This window comes from Streptomyces sp. NPDC002104 (genome assembly GCF_053593795.1).
On record NZ_JBSFDF010000006.1, the window covers coordinates 49,562 to 68,520 of the forward strand.

At 72.9% G+C, this 18,959-nt stretch carries 16 protein-coding genes and 1 other RNA gene; 14 read left to right on the forward strand and 3 right to left on the reverse strand.

What is annotated here, in order from left to right; all coding sequences use genetic code 11:
* Positions 1-55: 55 nt before the first annotated feature.
* From ACWCP2_RS07440 to ssrA, 3 genes are all read left to right on the forward strand, one after another.
* Positions 56-1,294, forward strand: a complete 1,239-nt coding sequence (locus ACWCP2_RS07440; protein WP_450907636.1) for a S41 family peptidase — start codon at positions 56-58, stop codon at positions 1,292-1,294.
* 18 nt (positions 1,295-1,312) lie between these two features.
* The gene (smpB, locus tag ACWCP2_RS07445; RefSeq protein WP_399384519.1) at positions 1,313-1,798 is read left to right on the forward strand and encodes an SsrA-binding protein SmpB; all 486 of its coding nucleotides are present in this window, start codon (positions 1,313-1,315) and stop codon (positions 1,796-1,798) included.
* 127 nt (positions 1,799-1,925) lie between these two features.
* Positions 1,926-2,314: a transfer-messenger RNA gene (gene ssrA, locus ACWCP2_RS07450) on the forward strand.
* A 62-nt stretch (positions 2,315-2,376) separates the two neighbouring features.
* On the opposite strand, the gene ACWCP2_RS07455 is transcribed toward ssrA, so the two are convergent.
* The gene (locus ACWCP2_RS07455) at positions 2,377-2,634 is read right to left on the reverse strand and encodes a Txe/YoeB family addiction module toxin (RefSeq protein ID WP_450907637.1); all 258 of its coding nucleotides are present in this window, start codon (positions 2,632-2,634) and stop codon (positions 2,377-2,379) included.
* Between the two features lie 22 nt (positions 2,635-2,656).
* Complete coding sequence (locus ACWCP2_RS07460; RefSeq protein ID WP_450907638.1) at positions 2,657-3,958, reverse strand: MFS transporter; 1,302 nt, start codon at positions 3,956-3,958, stop codon at positions 2,657-2,659.
* A 102-nt stretch (positions 3,959-4,060) separates the two neighbouring features.
* Here ACWCP2_RS07460 and ACWCP2_RS07465 point away from each other — a divergent pair, with 102 nt between their 5' ends.
* From ACWCP2_RS07465 to ACWCP2_RS07500, 8 genes are all read left to right on the forward strand, one after another.
* Positions 4,061-5,038 carry a LysR family transcriptional regulator gene (locus ACWCP2_RS07465; RefSeq protein ID WP_450907639.1) on the forward strand — a complete coding sequence of 326 codons (978 nt, stop codon included), beginning with the start codon at positions 4,061-4,063 and terminating at the stop codon, positions 5,036-5,038.
* A gap of 157 nt (positions 5,039-5,195) precedes the next feature.
* Positions 5,196-6,566, forward strand: a complete 1,371-nt coding sequence (locus ACWCP2_RS07470) for a nitrate/nitrite transporter (protein WP_450907640.1) — start codon at positions 5,196-5,198, stop codon at positions 6,564-6,566.
* A gap of 179 nt (positions 6,567-6,745) precedes the next feature.
* Complete coding sequence (locus tag ACWCP2_RS07475; protein WP_450907641.1) at positions 6,746-7,906, forward strand: uroporphyrinogen-III synthase; 1,161 nt, start codon at positions 6,746-6,748, stop codon at positions 7,904-7,906.
* A 47-nt stretch (positions 7,907-7,953) separates the two neighbouring features.
* Positions 7,954-8,499: a GNAT family N-acetyltransferase gene (locus ACWCP2_RS07480; protein ID WP_450907642.1), complete on the forward strand. Its 546-nt coding sequence runs from the start codon at positions 7,954-7,956 to the stop codon at positions 8,497-8,499.
* A gap of 60 nt (positions 8,500-8,559) precedes the next feature.
* A complete protein-coding gene (locus ACWCP2_RS07485; RefSeq protein ID WP_450907643.1) occupies positions 8,560-9,138 on the forward strand; it encodes a CGNR zinc finger domain-containing protein in 579 nt (192 codons plus the stop codon).
* A 150-nt stretch (positions 9,139-9,288) separates the two neighbouring features.
* Positions 9,289-11,619 (forward strand): HelD family protein, encoded by a 2,331-nt coding sequence (locus tag ACWCP2_RS07490; RefSeq protein ID WP_450907644.1) that lies wholly within the window; start codon positions 9,289-9,291, stop codon positions 11,617-11,619.
* Positions 11,620-12,098: 479 nt separating this feature from the next.
* The gene (locus tag ACWCP2_RS07495) at positions 12,099-13,523 is read left to right on the forward strand and encodes an NAD-dependent malic enzyme (protein ID WP_274552943.1); all 1,425 of its coding nucleotides are present in this window, start codon (positions 12,099-12,101) and stop codon (positions 13,521-13,523) included.
* A gap of 331 nt (positions 13,524-13,854) precedes the next feature.
* Complete coding sequence (locus tag ACWCP2_RS07500) at positions 13,855-14,136, forward strand: HU family DNA-binding protein (RefSeq protein WP_007264399.1); 282 nt, start codon at positions 13,855-13,857, stop codon at positions 14,134-14,136.
* A 235-nt stretch (positions 14,137-14,371) separates the two neighbouring features.
* On the opposite strand, the gene murA is transcribed toward ACWCP2_RS07500, so the two are convergent.
* Complete coding sequence (murA, locus tag ACWCP2_RS07505) at positions 14,372-15,715, reverse strand: UDP-N-acetylglucosamine 1-carboxyvinyltransferase (protein WP_450907645.1); 1,344 nt, start codon at positions 15,713-15,715, stop codon at positions 14,372-14,374.
* 273 nt (positions 15,716-15,988) lie between these two features.
* Here murA and ACWCP2_RS07510 point away from each other — a divergent pair, with 273 nt between their 5' ends.
* The 3 genes from ACWCP2_RS07510 to ACWCP2_RS07520 all read left to right on the forward strand — a co-directional run bounded on the left by ACWCP2_RS07510 (position 15,989) and on the right by ACWCP2_RS07520 (position 18,759).
* A complete protein-coding gene (locus ACWCP2_RS07510) occupies positions 15,989-16,549 on the forward strand; it encodes a YqgE/AlgH family protein (protein WP_450907646.1) in 561 nt (186 codons plus the stop codon).
* Between the two features lie 119 nt (positions 16,550-16,668).
* Positions 16,669-16,956: a DUF3039 domain-containing protein gene (locus tag ACWCP2_RS07515; protein WP_243337322.1), complete on the forward strand. Its 288-nt coding sequence runs from the start codon at positions 16,669-16,671 to the stop codon at positions 16,954-16,956.
* A 153-nt stretch (positions 16,957-17,109) separates the two neighbouring features.
* A complete protein-coding gene (locus tag ACWCP2_RS07520; RefSeq protein ID WP_450907647.1) occupies positions 17,110-18,759 on the forward strand; it encodes a beta-N-acetylhexosaminidase in 1,650 nt (549 codons plus the stop codon).
* Positions 18,760-18,959: the final 200 nt, after the last annotated feature.

An 18,959-nucleotide genomic window follows, 5' to 3' on the forward strand; every position in this document is an offset into this window, starting at 1 on the left:
GAGCGGTAGGGCCAACCACCCGTACCGCCCGGGGCCTTGTCCTAGACTCGGCGCCATGCCGGGTCTGCCGCGTATCCCCGCTCTCTGTATCCAGCCCCGCGACGTGCGTCGCGGGGCTGTTGTGACGCTGCTCTTCCTCACCGCCGTGGGGGTGGGTGCGGGGACCGGGAGCTGGGGGCGCTCCGGCTCCGGGGCCGCCGAGTACGCGGGGGGCTCCGCCGCGCTGCTGGTGGGTACGGAAGCCTCCGCCGCCCCGCCCGGGCCGCGGGCCCCCGCACAGGCGCCGCGCGAGGCGGCCACCGCCGACCGGGACGCGGTGGCCAGGGCGGTCGCCGAGGCCGTCGCCGAGGGCAAGTCGGCCAAGTCGGCGGCCCAGGACGTGGTCAGCCGCAGCGGGGACCGCTGGGCCGCCGTGTACGACCAGGGCGAGTACGAGGCCTTCGCCGACGACCTGGACGGCCGCTGGACGGGCGTCGGCCTGTGGGCCGGGCGGCTGCGCGACGGCCGCATCGAGATCGACCGGGTCCAGCCCGGCAGTCCCGCGGCGCGGGCCGGGATGCGCGCCGGGGACCGGCTGCTCAGCATCGACGGGCAGGGCGTGACCGGGCTCAGGGTGGCCGAGGTGGTGGCCCTGCTGCGGGGCGAGGCCGGCACCCCCGTGGAGCTGAAGCTGACCCGCGGCGGGACCGATCTGACGCAGACGGTGCGGCGCGAGGAACTGCGCAGCGAGCCGGTGACCGTACGGGAACTGCCCGGCGGGATCACGGTCATCAAGGTCGCCTCCTTCACCCGGGGGTCCGGTGAGCAGGTCCGCTCCGCGGTCCGTGCCGCCCCGGCCGGCGGCGGGGTCATGCTCGATCTGCGCGGCAACACCGGAGGTCTGGTCACCGAGGCCGTGACGGCCGCCTCCGCCTTCCTCGACGGCGGGCTGGTGGCGACGTACGACGTGCGCGGGGCGCAGCGGGCCCTGTACGCGGCCCCGGGCGGCGACACGGCCCGGCCGCTGGTGACGCTGATCGACGGCGGCACGATGAGCGCGGCCGAACTGGTCACCGGAGCCCTCCAGGACCGCGGCCGCGCGGTGGCGGTCGGCACCCGCACCTTCGGGAAGGGCTCGGTGCAGATGCCGACGGAGCTGCCGGGCGGATCGGTGGCGGAGCTGACGGTGGGGACGTACCGCACTCCGGCGGGCCGCAGTCTGGACGGCGCGGGCATCACCCCGGACCTGGCGGCGGCGGACCGGGTCGAGGAACGGGCCCGCACGGTATTGGGTGGCATCGGAGTGGGTCCGTAGTGCGAAAATGACCGCACTATGGCTAAGGAAACAGGGCGCAAGCTGATCGCCCAGAACAAGAAGGCGCGGCACGACTACACGATCATCGACACCTACGAGTGCGGCCTCGTGCTCACGGGTACCGAGGTCAAGTCCCTGCGTCAGGGACGGGCCTCGCTGGTGGACGGCTTCGTGTCGGTGGAGAGCGGCGAGGCCTGGCTCTACAACGTGCACGTGCCGGAGTACAGCCAGGGGACCTGGACCAACCACAGCGCGCGGCGCAAGCGCAAGCTCCTCCTGCACCGCGAGGAGATCGACAAACTGGAGTCGAAGACGGGGGAGACGGGCAACACGATCGTGCCGCTCGCCCTGTACTTCAAGGACGGCCGGGCGAAGATCGAGATCGCGCTGGCGAAGGGCAAGAAGGAGTACGACAAGCGGCAGGCGCTGCGCGAGAAGCAGGACACGCGCGAGACGAACCGGGTGATCTCGGCCGTGAAGCGCAAGGAGCGCGGCCAGCTTTAATGTCCTGGCACGCAGTGGTCCACTTCGCGTACCATGGCGTCAGCACCACGCGCTTGCGGGTGGTGCCGGTCGGGCGGGACGCATGGAGAGCGCCTGCTGGATCTCATAACTGAACAGCGTGAAACATGGGGATGATCGGTTTCGACAGCGGATGTCGATGTAGGGGAAGCGAGCCGAGGAAGCGGCAATGATCTCGTTAACCATATGTCGCAAACAATAATCGCCAACTCCAAGAGCGATAACTCCCGCTTCACCCTCGCTGCCTAATAACAGTGAGCTGAAGCCTCTGTGAGGAGCGTCAGCCCGGAAGTGGTCCCGGTCCGGATCCTGGCGTCAATTAGGGATCTAAACCTCTAACCCCGGTCACGGGGGATAGAGGGAAATCAAACAGTGACTGAGCCCGTCGGAGACTTGTCCGTGTGATCTCCGGGGCCGAGAAAAGCGCAGCGGAATGCGCTCGGAGAAGCCCTACTTCTGCACCGTTGGACGCGGGTTCGATTCCCGCCATCTCCACAACCCCCATGTTGGGTAAAGGCCCCGCGGCCCTCAGGCTGCGGGGCCTTTGTCGTGCCCTGGTGTCAGTAGTGGTAGCGGGCCTTCAGGATCTTCACTTCCTTCTCGTCGGCCCGGTAGACGAGCCGGTGCTCGTCGTCGATCCGGCGGGACCAGTAGCCCGACAGCCCGCCCTTCAAGGGTTCGGGTTTACCGATCCCGCCGAACGGGTCGCGCTGGATTTGGCCGATCAGGCGGGTGATCCTGCGGGCCGTCTTCCGGTCCGACGAGAGCCGGAAGAGGAAATCGTCCCAGGCCGCGGGGTCGAAGTGGACGCTCCTCACTCCTCGCCCCCGGCCATCTCCTTCAGCTGGTGCTGCCCAGGAGGAGCGCCAGCAGGGCCGCCGCCGCCGGGAGGACGTACGGGGTCGTCGTGCCCCAGTGGTCGATCGCCGCGCCGGCCGTCGCCGAGCCCGCCGCGATGCCGGCGAAGAGCGCGGTGACGGCGAGGGTCATGCCCTCGTTGAGGCGGCCCGGCGGGGTGACGGCGTGGATCCGGGACATCGCGGTGACCATGACCGGAGCCGTGGCCATGCCCGCCAGCAGGAGGGCCGCTCCCAGGGGGAGCAGGGAGCCGGTGGCGGCCGCGGCCAGGGGGAGGGCCATGGCGAGCGCCAAGGCGCCGAGGCAGACGGGGAGCGTGCGGGGGCGCAGGGTGCCGTAGAGCAGGCCGGCGGCGCAGGAGCCGGCCGCCTGGAGGGCGAGGACCGGGCCCGAGAGCCCGCCGAGGCCGTGGGCGCCGAGGTGGGCGATGGAGGTGATCTCCAGGGAGCCGAACATCGCGCCGAGGGCGAGGAACAGCGGCAGCAGCCCTCCCAGGGCGCGGAGCGGGGACGGCCCCCGGACCGCGGGCGCGGGCGGCGGCTCGGTGGCGCGGTGCGCCGTGAACACCAGCATCCCGGTGAGGAGCAGGACGGCCCCGGCGAGCGTGCCGGCCTCCGGGAAGACGGCGGTGCACAGGAAGGCGGCGGCCACCGGCCCGAGCATGTACGCCAGTTCGTCCGCGGCCTGCTCGAAGGACATCGCGGTGTGCCGGGAGGCCGGGTCGTCGCGCAGCAGGTGGGTCCAGCGGGCGCGGGACATGCCGCCGATGTTGGGGGTGGTCGCGGTGGCGGCGTAGGAGGCGAAGAGGGTCCACGCGGGGGCGCCGGTACGGACGCACGCGATCAGGCAGAGCGAGCCGAGGACCGCGATCAGGGTGGCGGGAACGGCGATCCGGGCCTGCCCGTACCGGTCCACGAGCCGGGCCGTCCAGGGCGCCACGACGGCGGTGGCGGCCAGGCCGGCCGCCACGACGGCGCCGGCGAGGGCGTACGAGCCGCGCTGCCCGGCGATCATCATCACGGCGCTGACGCCGAACATGCCCATGGGGAGCCGGGCGATGAGGTTCCCGGTGGTGAACCCGCGCGTGCCGGGGAGCGCGAAGAGCCGGCGGTACGGGCCCGGGGCGCGGGCCGGCCGCGCGCGCCGCGTCGGGGCGGCGGCGAGCACCAGGGTGGAGCCGGTGACGGCCATCAGGCGGGCGGGCGCCGCCGGGGCGCCGGCGGCAGGTGCGGTGGCAGGGGTGGCGGGGCGCGGGGTGGCGGGGTGCGGGGCTGCGGAGGGCATGGGCCAAGGCTCGGGCCGGGGGCCGCCGGCGGTCCAACACCTGTTCGGGAGTGATTCACCGCTCCGTGTTGTGAGTGGACCCGGGGTTGTTAGTCTCCGCTGGTGACGCCCCGAGACGTGGAACCCCGCCTGCTGCGCGCCTTCCTCGCCGTGGCCGAGGAACTGCACTTCACCCGTGCCGCCGCCCGGCTCTACGTGGCCCAGCAGGCCCTCAGCCGGGACGTGCGCCGGCTCGAACAGGCCCTGGGCGCGCCCCTGTTCGTACGCACCACCCGCGCCGTCGAGCTGACCCCGGACGGGGAGCGGCTGCTGCCCCTGGCCCGGGGCGTGCTGCGGGCGCACGAGGAGCTGGCCGGGGCCTTCGCGGGGCCCCGGCCGCTGCTCGTCGACCTCAACACCGACGGCCCCGGCACCGCCCGCAGCGTGCTGGACCGGGCCCGGGAACTGGCCCCCGAATGCGAGCTGATGGCCCGCTTCGAGTCCGGGCTCACGCACGCCGCCGCCGAGATCGCCGCGGGCCGCCTCGACGTGTCCTTCGGGTACGCCGACGGCCTCGACCCGGCGCTGCGGGCCCGCCTCGCGCGGACGCCCGTACGGTACGAGCCGCTCGCCGTGCTGCTGCCCGAGGGGCACCCGCTGGCCGCGCTGGACGCCGTACCGCTGGACGCGCTGCGCGGCGAGACGGTGTACACCGGGGCCGGAAACCCGCGGACCCGGGAGTGGACCGGGCTGGCGCGCGAGCTGTTCGCCGGCCGGGGCATCGGGGCCGCGCCGCCCGCGCCGGTCGCGGTGGGCAAGGACGAGTTCCGCCGGGTCATGGCCAAGACGGGCCATCCCGTCCTCGCCACGGTGGGCTTCGTCGACCTGCCCGGCTGCGTCAAGCGGCCATTGACGGCCCCGGTGCCGCTGTCGCCGCTCTCCATGGTGTGGCGGAAGGGATCGAGCCATCCCGGGCTCGACGCGCTGCGCCGCGCCGCCGCGGAGCTCGGGGCCGGGCAGGGCTGGCTGGAGGTGCCCCCGGACAGCTGGCTGCCCGCGCTCGCACCGGCCGCGCTCACAGCAGACCCGGGCGGCGGGTGAGTGCAAGGTTTCCCGCCGGTCATCCGGCGGGGACCGGGGCCGAAACGAGCCCTTCCTACGGTCGGCACCACGGACGGGACGCGACGCGACGGAACGCGACGGAACGCGACGAGACGCGACGAGCGCGACGTGATCGCAGCAGCTGTGGAGGCGTGTGATGACCAGTACGACCGCACCGCGCAAGGGTGGCCGCTGGATCGAGCGGTGGGACCCCGAGGACGAGACCTTCTGGCGGGAGACGGGCGAGAGGACCGCCCGCCGCAACCTGATCTTCTCCGTGCTCTCCGAGCACATCGGGTTCTCGATCTGGTCCCTGTGGTCCGTGATGGTGCTCTTCATGGGACCGAAGTACGGGATCGACCCCGCAGGGAAGTTCTTCCTCATCGCCACCGCCACCTGCGTGGGCGCCCTGGTCCGCGTGCCGTACACCTTCGCCGTGGCCCGCTTCGGCGGCCGCAACTGGACCGTCGTCAGCGCCCTGCTGCTGCTCGCGCCGACGGCCGCCGCCTGGATCGTGATGGAGCCCGGGACCTCGTACACCACCTTCCTGCTGGTCGCCGCGCTCACCGGGGTCGGCGGCGGCAACTTCGCCTCGTCGATGACGAACATCAACGCCTTCTTCCCGCTGCGCAAGAAGGGCTGGGCGCTCGGCCTCAACGCGGGCGGCGGCAACATCGGCGTCCCCGTCGTCCAGCTCGCCGCCCTGCTGGTCATCGGCACGGCCGGGGCCGGCCACCCGCGGCTGCTGCTCGGCGCCTACATCCCGCTCATCGTGCTCGCCGCGACGCTCGCCGCACTGCGGATGGACAACCTGGCGCCCGTGAGCAACGACACCGGGGCCGTCCGGGAGGCCGTCCGCGACGGGCACACCTGGATCATGGCGTTCCTGTACATCGGCACCTTCGGCTCCTTCATCGGCTACAGCTTCGCCTTCGGCCTGGTGCTCCAGACGCAGTTCGGCCGCACCCCGCTGCAGGCGGCCTCGCTCACCTTCGTCGGACCGCTGCTCGGCTCGCTGATCCGCCCGGTCGGCGGGGCCCTCGCGGACCGCTTCGGCGGCGCCTGGATCACCCTGGGCACCTTCGTGTCGATGGCGGCGGCCACCGGAGTGGTGATCCTGGCCTCCGTACGGGAATCCCTGCCGGTGTTCCTGGTCGGCTTCGTGGGGCTGTTCGTCCTCAGCGGGCTCGGCAACGGCTCCACCTACAAGATGATCCCCGGCATCTTCCAGGCGAAGGCGCTGGCCCGCGGGATGAGCGGCGAGGAAGCGGCCGCGTACGGGCGGCGGCTGTCCGGCGCCTCCATGGGACTCATCGGCGCGGTCGGCGCCCTCGGCGGACTCGGCATCAACCTGGTCTTCCGCGAGGCGTTCCTGAGCTCCGGCTCGGGCACGGCGGCCTTCGTGACCTTCCTCGGCTTCTACGCGGTGTGCTGCGCCGTCACCTGGGCGGTATACCTTCGCCGGCCCGCCCAGGTCACGGTCCCCACGGCCGGGGCGGAGGCGAAGCCGCAGCTCACCTCGGTGTAACGGCGGGCACACGCCGGTTAACGGCACCGAAATACGCGTGAACCGAGCCTGATACGCCCCCAGGGCAGGCTCGGTCCACGCGAGCGTCACGACTGCGTGTGACCGCGACACCGGAACCGATACCGGACCCGGCACCGGACCCCGACACCGGACCCGACCACTGCGCGAGGCAGGTCACCATGCACGACCACGACACCCCCACCGGTCCGCCGGCCGGCCCGCTCGCCGGATTCACCGTCGGGGTCACCGCCGCCCGGCGGGCCGACGAGCTCATCGCCCTGCTGCGCCGCCGCGGGGCCACCGTGCTGCACGCGCCCGCGCTGCGGATCGTGCCGCTCGCCGACGACGCCGAACTGCTGTCCGCCACCAAGGAACTGATCGGCCTGGCGCCCGACGTGGTGGTGGCGACCACCGCCATCGGCTTCCGCGGCTGGATCGAGGCCGCCGACGGGTGGGGCCTGGGCGAGGAACTGCTCGGGCGGCTGCGGGAGACCGAACTGCTGGCGCGCGGACCGAAGGTGAAGGGCGCGATCCGGGCCGCCGGGCTCGTGGAGACCTGGTCCCCGCGCTCGGAATCGCTCGCCGAGGTACTGGACCGGCTGCTCACGGCCGGGGTGGCCGGCCGGCGCATCGCCCTCCAGCTGCACGGGGAGCCGCTGCCCGGGTTCATCGAGGCCCTGCGCGCCGGCGGGGCCGAGGTGGTCGGCGTACCCGTCTACCGGTGGATGGCGCCGGAGGACCTCGGGCCGCTGGACCGGCTGCTCGACGCGGTGGCCGCGGGCGGGGTGGACGCGGTGAGCTTCACCTCCGCCCCGGCCGCGGCCTCGCTGCTCACCCGGGCCGCCGAGCGGGGCGTACGGGACCAGGTGCTCGCGGCGCTGACCGGCGGAGCGGTGCTCTCCGCGTGCGTGGGACCGGTGACGGCCCTGCCGCTGCAGGCGGAGGGCGTGCCCACGGTGCAGCCCGAGCGGTTCCGGCTCGGACCCCTCGTGCAGCTCCTGTGCCAGGAACTCCCCGGCCGGGCCCGCGTGCTCCCGGTGGCCGGGCACCGGCTGGAGCTGCGCGGCCACGCGGTCCTCGTGGACAGCGAGCTGCGCCCCGTGCCGCCGGCCGGGATGGCCCTGCTCAGGGCCCTGTCCCGGCGCCCGGGCTGGGTCGTGGCCCGCTCCGAACTCCTGCGCGTCCTGCCGGGCGCCGGCCGCGACGAGCACGCCGTGGAAACGGCGATGGCCCGCCTGCGCGTGGCCCTGGGCGCACCGAACCTCATCCAGACCGTCGTCAAGCGCGGCTACCGGCTGTCCCTGGACGCGGCCGCCGAGACGAAGTACGGGGACGTGTGAGGAGCCGGGGTCTGGCCGGGGACCGGGCCGTCCGTTAGCGTGCCCGGATGATCATTGACGGTGTGGTGATGCGGGCCCTGCGGCTGGAAGACGCCGCCGGGAGGGCCGAGACACTGGCGCGCAACCGGGCGTACATGGCGCCCTACGAGCCCTGGCGGGACGAGGACTTCTACACCGAGGCCGGGCAGCGGGCCCGGCTCGAAGGGCTCCTCGCCGAGCAGGAGGGCGGCCGGGCGCGGACCTTCGTGCTGGTCGCCGCCGACGGCACGCAGGTCGGGGCGATCAACCTCCAGAACATCGTGCGCGGGCCGATGCTCAGCGCCTCCATCGGCTACTGGATCGACCAGGCCTGGACCGGCAAGGGGCTGGCCACCGCCGCCCTGCACGAGGTCTGCCGGATCGCCCGCGACGAGGAGAGGCTGCACCGGCTCGAAGCGGGCACGAGGGTCGACAACCTGCCCTCCCAGCGGGTGCTGGAGAAGGCCGGCTTCGAGCCGTACGGGCTCGCGCCCCGGCTCCTGCACGTCGGCGGGGACTGGCAGGACCACCGCCTCTTCCAGCTGCTCCTGAACGACGAGCCGCCCGCCCCCTAGCCGAGTGCCCGCGCGACGGGCACTCTGGGGGCACGCCCCAAGAGGGAGGCGGTGACGGGCATGTGGTTCGACTCCGGGCGGGTCTGCCTGGACCTGGTGGCTACTTTTTCGCCCCACGGGCACCCCGGGGGCACCGAGGGGATCCGGAACGGCGACGGGCTGCGGCTGTGGCTCACCGGAGCCGGGCTGGTGCCCGACCGGACGCCGCTCGGCCGGGTCGGGGACGACTGGGTGCACGCCTTCCGGGTGCTGCGCGCCGACGTCGAGAGCCTCGTACGGGCCGAGCTGACCGGAGCCGCGCCGCCGCGGGCCGCACTGGCCCGGGTCAACGCGGCGGCCGCCGGTCCACCCCCGGGACTGTGTGCAGTGCAGGACCAAGAAGGTCACCTCGTACGGGAGTTGTGCGGCGGGGTCGAATGCGCCGGGCTGCTCGCCGCCGTGGCCCGGGACGCCGTCGAACTGCTCACCGACCCCGGCGAACGGGAGCTGCTGCGGGTCTGCGAGGGCGACGGCTGCGCCCGGGTCTACCTCGACACCTCGCGCGGACACCGCCGCCGCTGGTGCTCCAGCGAGCTCTGCGGCAACCGTGAGCGCGTGGCCCGCCACCGTCGCCGCGTCCTCGAATCGCGCCCCGGCTGACCCCGCCCGCGGCCGTCGCGGGCGCCTCGCGGGCCCTTCGCGGGACGTGATCTTCGTCCTGATCCGCGAGCCGTCCCGGAAGGGGCGTGCGCGGGCGGGCCCCTTGGCGTACGGTTGACGGCTGCCCATGCACGTCAGAAAGGGGCCTTGGTGGCCGCGCAGAATGCCGCTGTCGACAGCACGGCGGATTCCGTCCGCGATCGGGAGATCGCGGTCGAGCAGACGCATCTCGATCACGTGTACCGACGCCTTGAGGAGAAGATCCACGAGGCGGAGTTCCTGATGAACGACGCCGCCAAGCGCGGGCAGGTCGGCACGCCCGGCGCCCTCGCGGAACGGGACGCGCAGGTGTTCCGCGCCGGGATCCACCTCAACCGTCTCAACAACGAGTTCGAGGACTTCCTGTTCGGCCGCATCGACCTGGTCCTCGGCAAGGACGGGGAGCGGGGCCCCGACGGCGCCTTCACCTCCGTCGAGCCCGCCGAGGACGCGATCCGCGCCGACCTCACGGCCGACATCGCCGAGACGCTCCACATCGGCCGCATCGGTGTCCTCGACTCCGACTACGCGCCGCTCGTCATCGACTGGCGGGCCCCCGCGGCCGCGCCGTTCTACCGCTCCACCCCCAAGGAGCCCGGCCGCGTCGTGCGCCGCCGGGTCATCCGCTCCAAGGGGCGCAAGGTGCTCGGCGTCGAGGACGACCTGATGCGCCCCGAGGTGACCGCCTTCCTCGACGGCGGCGAGCTGCCCGTCATCGGCGACGGCGCCCTGATGGCCGCCCTCGGGCGGGCCCGTACCCACTCGATGCGCGACATCGTCTCCTCCATCCAGGCCGAGCAGGACCTCGTCATCCGGGCGCCCGCCGCCTCGGTCGCCGAGGTCGCGGGCGGACCGGGCACCGGCAAGACCGCCGTCGCCCTGCACCGCGCCGCCTACCTGCTCTACCAGGACCGGCGGCGCTACTCCGGCGGCATCCTGATCGTCTCCCCGACCCCGCTCCTGGTCGCCTACACCGAGGGCGTCCTGCCCTCCCTCGGCGAGGAGGGCCAGGTCGCCATCCGGGCACTCGGCTCGCTCGTCGACGGCGCCGAGGCGACCACGTACGACGACCCGTCCACCGCACGCATCAAGGGCTCGTCCCGGATGCTGAAGGTGCTGCGCAAGGCCGTACGGGGAGCCCTGGAGTTCGGCGGTCCCGGCGGGGCCCCCGCCCCCGACCGGCTGCGCGTGGTGGCCTTCGGGCGCCGCCAGGAGCTGGAGGCCCCCGACCTCGACCGGATCCGGCAGAACGTCCTGTCCGGCACCGCCCCGGTCAACCTGCTGCGCCCGCGCGCCCGCAAGCTCCTGCTGGACGCCCTGTACTCCAAGTCCGGCGGGGCCGGCCGGCACAGCGACCCGGAGCTCGCGGCCGAGCTGCGCTCCGCCTTCGACGAGGACATCTCGACGGAGGACGCGTTCATCGACTTCCTGAACGCCTGGTGGCCCGAGCTGACCCCGCGCGGGGTGCTGGCCTCCATGGCGGACGAGCGGCGCCTGTCGCGCTGGTCGCGCCGCGACCTGAACCCGCGCGAGACCCGGCAGGTGGCACGCTCCCTGCGCCGGGTCGGCCCGGACGGCAAGGGCGCCCTGTCGGTGCACGACGTGGCGCTCTTGGACGAGCTCCAGCAGCTGCTGGGCGCGCCCGCCCGGCCCAAGCGCAAGCGCGAGCTCAACCCGCTGGACCAGCTGAGCGGGCTGGAGGAGCTGATGCCGACCCGCGAGGAGACCCAGTGGGAGCGGGCCGAGCGGCTCGCGGCGGAGCGCACCGAGTACGCGCACGTCATCGTCGACGAGGCGCAGGACCTGACGCCGATGCAGTGGCGGATGGTCGGCCGCCGCGGCCGGGGCGGCACGTGGACGGTGGTCGGTGACCCGGCGCAGTCCTCGTGGACCGATCCCGAGGAGGCGGCCGCCGCGCGCGACGAGGCGCTCGGCACGCGGCCGCGGCGCAAGTTCACCCTGACGGTGAACTACCGCAACCCGGCCGAGGTGGCCGAGGTGGCCTCGCGGGTGCTGAAGCTGGCGGCGCCGGGCACGGAGCCGCCGACGGCCGTGCGGTCCACGGGCCTGCGGCCGCGCTTCACGGCGGTGGCTCCCGAGGGCGGGGACCTGCGCTCCACGGTCGTGGAGGAGACCCGCCGGCTGCTGGAGCAGGTGGACGGCACCGTGGGCGTGGTCGTGGCCATGGACCGGCGCGCGGAGGCCGCGGGCTGGCTCGCGGACCTGGGGGAGCGGGCGGTCGCCCTGGGCAGCCTGGAGGCGAAGGGCCTGGAGTACGACGCCACGGTCGTGGTCTCCCCGGCGGAGATCGCGAACGAGTCCCCGGCGGGTCTGCGGGTGCTCTACGTGGCCCTGACCCGGGCGACCCAGCAGCTCACGGTGATCTCCACCGGCCAGGACGAGCCGGATGCGGAGGGCGTCGCGGCGCTGCTCAAGCCGTAGGACGGGCGTAGGACGGGCGCGGGGCCGGCACGGCACCTGCACAGGGCCGGTTGGTCGGCGGCCAAGGGCGTGGTCCCGACAACCGGTCGCCGGTAGGGGGATCACTTCGGGCGAACCTTTGTTAGCCTGGGTTACGGCACCGACTCGATCCAAGCCCCCGGGCCCAACCTTCGTCGCCTAGAGCGACCACTTGCCGCGAGGCGAGCATGGCGGGTCGGTGTCATAGACGTAGGAATCACCAGGTCCGCGTCCTCCACTCAGTGGGGGGCGCGGACCTTTTTTGTATGGGCCACCCATTCCCCAGGAGAGAGTTATCTCGTATGGTGGAAGAGTTCTTCCGAAATTTGTAGCTGGTTACCTTGTACCGGCTGGTAGGTGGGACGATCGGACAACAGGTCCTGCCGCACCTGCCACGTTTCGGCCGGAGCAGAGCTGGGCCCTGTGTAGAAAAGAACCAGGGACAGAAGAGGAACACGGCCATGGCAACGGCGCCCAGCGTCTCGTACTCGATGACGGTCCGCCTGGAAGTGCCCGCGAGCGGAACCGCGGTCTCCCAGCTCACCACCGCCGTGGAGTCCTCCGGTGGCTCGGTCACCGGCCTCGACGTGACCGCATCCGGTCACGAGAAGCTCCGTATCGACGTGACGATCGCCGCGACGTCCACGGCGCACGCCGACGAGATCGTCGAGAAGCTCCGCGGGATCGAGGGCGTCAGCCTCGGCAAGGTCTCCGACCGAACCTTCCTGATGCACCTCGGCGGCAAGATCGAGATGTCGTCCAAGCACCCCATCCGCAACCGCGACGACCTCTCGATGATCTACACCCCGGGCGTGGCCCGCGTGTGCATGGCGATCGCCGAGAACCCCGAGGACGCGCGGCGCCTGACCATCAAGCGCAACACCGTCGCAGTCGTGACGGACGGCTCCGCCGTGCTGGGCCTGGGCAACATCGGCCCGATGGCCGCCATGCCGGTCATGGAGGGCAAGGCCGCCCTCTTCAAGCGCTTCGCCGACATCGACGCCTGGCCGATCTGCCTGGACACCCAGGATTCCGACGAGATCGTCGCCGCCGTCAAGGCCATCGCCCCCGGCTTCGCGGGCATCAACCTGGAGGACATCTCCGCGCCGCGCTGCTTCGAGATCGAAGCCCGGCTGCGCGAGGCCCTCGACATCCCCGTCTTCCACGACGACCAGCACGGCACCGCCATCGTCGTCCTCGCCGCCCTCACCAACGCACTGCGCGTGGTGGGCAAGGCCGTTGGCGACGTCAAGGTGGTCATGTCGGGCGCCGGCGCCGCCGGTACCGCCATCCTCAAGCTGCTCCTCGCGGCCGGCGTCAAGAACGCCGTCAGCGCCGACATCCACGGTGTCGTGCACGCGGACCGCCCCGACCTCGTCGACGCGGCCGCGGACTCCCCGCTGCGCTGGATCGCCGACAACACCAACCCCGAGGGCTACACGGGCACCCTGAAGGAGGCCGTGGTCGGCGCCGACGTGTTCATCGGCGTCTCGGCCCCCAACGTGCTGTCCGGCGAGGACGTGGCCGCCATGGCGGAGGGCGCGATCGTGTTCGCGCTCGCGAACCCGGACCCCGAGGTGGACCCGGCGATCGCCCGCCAGACCGCGGCCGTCGTGGCCACCGGGCGCTCCGACTTCCCGAACCAGATCAACAACGTGCTGGTCTTCCCGGGCGTCTTCCGCGGCCTGCTGGACGCCCAGTCCCGCACCGTGAACACCGAGATGATGCTGGCCGCCGCGAGCGCCCTGGCCGACGTGGTCGGCGAGGACGAGCTGAACGCGAACTACATCATCCCGTCGGTCTTCAACGACAAGGTCGCCGGCGCGGTCGCCGGAGCCGTCCGCAAGGCCGCCTCCACGGCTGTGACGGCGCCCACCTCCGTCTGATCCCCGGCGCGTCGCGGGATGCGGGCCCCCCGGGCCGCCCATAGGGTTGCGGGGATGCCCGCGTGGCCCACGGTCCGCGTCCACGGACGGCATCCGGACACCATCCGGGGCGCCTTCCGGTGCGGACGGAGCGTCACCGCGGCGTGACTGTGGCGCTTTTCGTGTGACCCCGGCGGGTGCCGGATTGGCTTTCCCGCCGGTGGTGGGGGCAGGATGCGTAACCGGGCGAGAGGGTCTGACGTCAGACCCGGGTCCGGGGACTGTCCTAGGGCCCTGGCAGCATCGGCTTCGATCTCACGCCTCTAAGGCACGTTGAACACGGGAGTACAACATGAACCGCAGTGAGCTGGTGGCCGCTCTGTCCGAGCGCGCCGAGGTGACCCGCAAGGACGCCGACGCCGTTCTGGCCGCGCTCGCCGAGACCGTCGGCGAGATTGTCGCCAAGGGCGACGAGAAGGTCACCATCCCCGGCTTCCTGACCTTCGAGCGCACCCACCGTGCCGCTCGCACCGCGCGCAACCCGCAGACCGGCGACCCCATCCAGATCCCGGCCGGCTACAGCGTGAAGGTCTCCGCGGGCTCCAAGCTCAAGGAAGCCGCCAAGGGCAAGTAGTACGCCCTTGTGCCGAGGGCCGCACCGGCCCCCGGGACGGCAGTAGTACGTAGTACGTAGTGGCAGTACGCGAGAGGCGGCCATCCGGCACCGGGTGGCCGCCTCTCGGCGCTCCCGGGGCCCGTGGTGGCCCCCGGGAGCCAGAACGCCCCCACAGGCCCTGTACGGGGCCCGTGGGGGCGTTCTGGGACGGTCTGGGCGGATCTACCCGGCAGGCTCCGGGCGGATCCACCCGTCAGACGATGTCGCCGCCCGGGAGCTCGACCTTGGCGCCCAGTTCCACGAGCTTCTCCATGAAGTTCTCGTAGCCCCGGTTGATCAGGTCGATGCCGTGGACCCGCGAGGTGCCCTCGGCGGCGAGCGCCGCGATCAGGTACGAGAACCCGCCGCGCAGGTCGGGGATGACCAGGTCGGCGCCCTGGAGCTTGGTGGGCCCCGAGACGACGGCCGAGTGCAGGAAGTTGCGCTGCCCGAACCGGCAGGCGCTGCCGCCCAGGCACTCCCGGTAGAGCTGGATGTGCGCACCCATCTGGTTGAGCGCGGAGGTGAAGCCCAGGCGGGACTCGTAGACCGTCTCGTGGACGATCGACAGGCCGCTGGCCTGGGTCAGCGCCACGACCAGCGGCTGCTGCCAGTCGGTCTGGAAGCCGGGGTGGACGTCCGTCTCCAGCGCGATGGCGTTGAGCGGACCGCCCGGGTGCCAGAAGCGGATGCCGTCGTCGTCGATCTCGAATGCCCCGCCGACCCGGCGGAAGGTGTTCAGGAAGGTCATCATCGAACGCTGCTGCGCGCCGCGCACGTAGATGTTGCCGCCGGTGGCCAGCGCCGCGGACGCCCAGGAGGCGGCCTCCAGCCGGTCCGGGAGCGCCTTGTGGTTGTAGCCGCCGAGGCGGTCCACACCGGTGATCCGGATGGTCCGGTCGGTGTCGACGGAGATGATCGCGCCCATCTTCTGCAGGACGCAGATGAGGTCTTCGATCTCCGGTTCGACGGCGGCGTTGCTGAGCTCGGTGACGCCCTCGGCCAGGACGGCCGTCAGCAGCACCTGCTCGGTCGAGCCGACCGAGGGGTAGGGCAGGCGGATCTTGCAGCCGCGCAGCCGCTGCGGGGCCTCCAGGTATTGACCGCCCTCGCGCTTCTCGATGGTCGCGCCGAACTGGCGCAGCACCTCGAAGTGGAAGTCGATCGGCCGGCCGCCGATGTCGCAGCCGCCGAGGCCGGGGATGAAGGCGTGGCCGAGCCGGTGCAGCAGCGGGCCGCAGAACAGGATCGGGATGCGCGAGGAGCCCGCGTGGGCGTCGATGTCGGCGACGTTCGCGCTCTCGACGTGGGAGGGGTCGAGCACCAGCTCGCCCGGTTCGTCGCCGGGCCTGACGGTCACCCCGTGCAGCTGGAGCAGCCCGCGCACGACCCGGACGTCCCGGATGTCGGGGACGTTGCGCAGCCGGCTGGGCTCACTGCCGAGCAGGGCGGCGACCATCGCCTTGGGTACGAGGTTCTTCGCGCCGCGGACACGGATCTCGCCCTCGAGCGGGGTTCCGCCGTGGACAAGCAGTACATCGTCACTGATGCCGGTCATGAATCTCGCGTTCCGGAGAGGGGTGGGCAGGGGGCCAGTGAAAAGGGTAAGGGGCATGACCCCCCTGTTCGTAAGGCTGACGGGGCCGTAGGACTGTCATGAATTCGGCACAACACCCTGGGTGCCCGCCAGGTGGCGGAGCGTCCCCTTCCGGCCGGTGTCCGGCCGGCGGGCCGTGCGCGCCCCGCGCTGCCGCCGTGCGCCTTGAGCTGCACGGGGTCCGGATGCGCCGCCCACTCCCCCTCACGGGCGAATGTGCGAGACCATGTGGCCATGACCGAGGTGTCCTCCCTCACAGGGCGGCTGCTCGTGGCCACCCCCGCCCTCGCGGACCCGAATTTCGACCGCGCGGTCGTCCTGCTGCTCGACCACGACGACCAGGGATCGCTCGGTGTCGTCCTCAACCGCCCCACCCCGGTGGGCGTCGGTGACGTCCTGCTGCCCTGGGCGCCGCTGGCCAAGGACCCCGGAGTGGTCTTCCAGGGCGGCCCGGTGGCGCTGGACTCGGCGCTGGGGCTGGCGGTCATCCCGGGCGAGGAGGGGCCGCTGGGCTGGCGCCGGGTGCACGGGGCGATCGGCCTGGTGGACCTGGAGGCCCCGCCCGAACTCCTCGCGGCGGCCCTGGGGGCCCTGCGCATCTTCGCCGGGTACTCGGGCTGGGGCCCGGGACAGCTGGAGGAGGAACTGGGCGTGGGCGCCTGGTACGTCGTCGACTCCGAGCCGGGCGACGTCTCCTTCCCGGATCCGGAACGGCTGTGGCGCGCGGTGCTGCGGCGCCAGCGCAGCGAGCTGGCGATGGTGGCCACGTACGCGGACGACCCGTCGCTGAACTGAGCCCGGAGCGGGGGCGGGGGACAGGGCGGGACCCGGGCGGGGCCGGGGCGGGACGGGGGCGGAGCCGGGGTGGCGGCCGCGGATCCCTCGCGCGCGGGGGACTCGGTACCCTGGCAGTCATGAGCACTCTTGAGCCCGATCGCGGGACTGGTACGGGGACCCTCGTAGAGCCGACGCCGCAGGTGTCCCACGGCGACGGCGACCACGAGCGCTTCGCCCACTACGTCCAGAAGGACAAGATCATGGAGAGCGCGCTCGGGGGCACCCCCGTCGTCGCGCTCTGCGGCAAGGTCTGGGTACCGGGCCGGGACCCGAAGAAGTACCCGGTCTGCCCCATGTGCAAGGAGATCTACGAGTCCATGGGCCCCGGCGGGGACAAGGACAAGGGCGGCAAGGACGGGAAGTAGCCGTCCGGCCCTCCTGGAACGGGACGAAGGCCCCCGGTGCGCATCCGTGCGCCCGGGGGCCTTTGCCATGCCCCGGGGGCGGGTTAGGGTCGCCGCAATAGCGCCCTGTGAAACGTTCGTTGCACATGATGCAACGGTGGAGGAGTCGAGGCCATGCCCGAGTTGATCCCGCAGCCCCGGACCGCGCGATTCCCGGCCGACGACGGCACGTTCGAGCTCACCGACCCGCTCCTCGACGCCGGACCCGGCACCGAGGGCACCGCCCGCTGGCTGCGCCGCGAGCTCGGCGCCGCCACCGGCTGGGCGCTGCCCGCCCCGGCCGGCGGGGAGGACCGCGCCGGCCGCCCGGTGATCCGGCTCGCACTGCGCCCCGGCCTCGCGTGGGAGGCCGGGGCGGAGTCGTACGAGCTCCACGCCGGGCCCGGCGCCGTCCTCCTGGCCGGCGCCGACGGGGCGGGCCTCTTCTACGCCGCCCAGACGCTGCGTCAGCTGCTCGGGCCGGACGCCTTCCGGCGGGCGCCGCTGCCCGGCGCGGTGTGGCGGCTGCCGGCCGGGGACCTCCAGGACGGGCCGCGCTTCGGCTGGCGCGGGCTGATGCTCGACGTCGCCCGGCACTTCATGCCCAAGGACGCGGTGCTGCGGTACATCGACCTGCTCGCCGCCCACAAGCTCAACGTCCTGCACCTGCACCTGACGGACGACCAGGGCTGGCGGATCGAGATCAAGCGCTACCCGCGGCTCACCGAGGTCGGCGCGTGGCGGGCCCGCAGCCGGTGGGGCCACCGGGCCTCGCCGCTGTGGAGGGAGACCCCGCACGGCGGCTTCTACACCCAGGACGACCTGCGCGAGATCGTCGCGTACGCGGCGGAGCGGCACGTGCGGGTGGTGCCGGAGATCGACGTGCCGGGGCACTCGCAGGCCGCGATCGCCGCGTACCCGGAGCTCGGGAACGCGGACGTGGTGGACACGGCGGCGCTGGACGTGTGGGACGACTGGGGCATCAACGAGAACGTGCTCGCGCCCACCGAGGCCGTCCTGCGGTTCTACGAAGGGGTCTTCGAGGAACTGCTGGAGGTGTTCCCGGCGGAGGTCTCGCCCTTCGTGCACGTGGGCGGCGACGAGTGCCCCAAGACGCAGTGGAAGGCCTCCGCGCTGGCGCAGGAACGGATCCGGGAGCTGGGGGTCGACGGCGAGGACGGTCTGCAGTCCTGGTTCATCCGGCACTTCGACGGCTGGCTCGCCGAGCGCGGCCGCCGGCTCATCGGCTGGGACGAGATCCTGGAGGGCGGACTGGCCCCGGGAGCGGCCGTGTCCTCCTGGCGCGGCTACGCGGGCGGCATCGCCGCCGCGGAGGCCGGCCACGACGTGGTGATGTGCCCCGAGCAGCAGGTGTACCTGAACCACCGTCAGGCGGGCGGCGGGGACGAGCCGATGCCCATCGGGTACGTACGGACTTTGGAGGATGTGTACCGGTTCGAGCCGGTACCGCCGAAGTTGTCCGAAGAGGCCGCCGCCCGCGTGCTGGGCGCCCAGGCCAACGTGTGGACCGAGGTGATGGAGGACCAGAGCCGCGTCGACTACCAGGTGTTCCCGCGCCTCGCGGCCTTCGCCGAGGCGGTGTGGTCCCGGCTGCCGCAGCCCGGGGAACGGGACTACGCCGGCTTCGAGGCACGGATGACGGTCCACTACCGGCGCCTGGACGCCCTCGGCGTCGACTACCGGCCGCCCGGCGGCCCGTTGCCGTGGCAGCGCCGGCCCGGGGTGCCCGGCCGCCCGATCGAGGGAGCGCCCCCGAACGTGTGACGGGCCCCGGCGGTGCGCCCCGGCCCGATCGCGGGCGGGGCGCGGCGGGTTCGCGGCCGGGGCGCGGCTGGTTCCCGGCTGGGACGCGGCTGGTTCTCGGCTGGGACGCGGCTGGTTCTCGGCTGGGACGCGGGCGGTTCGCGGCTGGTTCGCGGCTGGTTCGCACGGGCCGGGCGGGGGCGTGCGGGGGGCCGCGGACG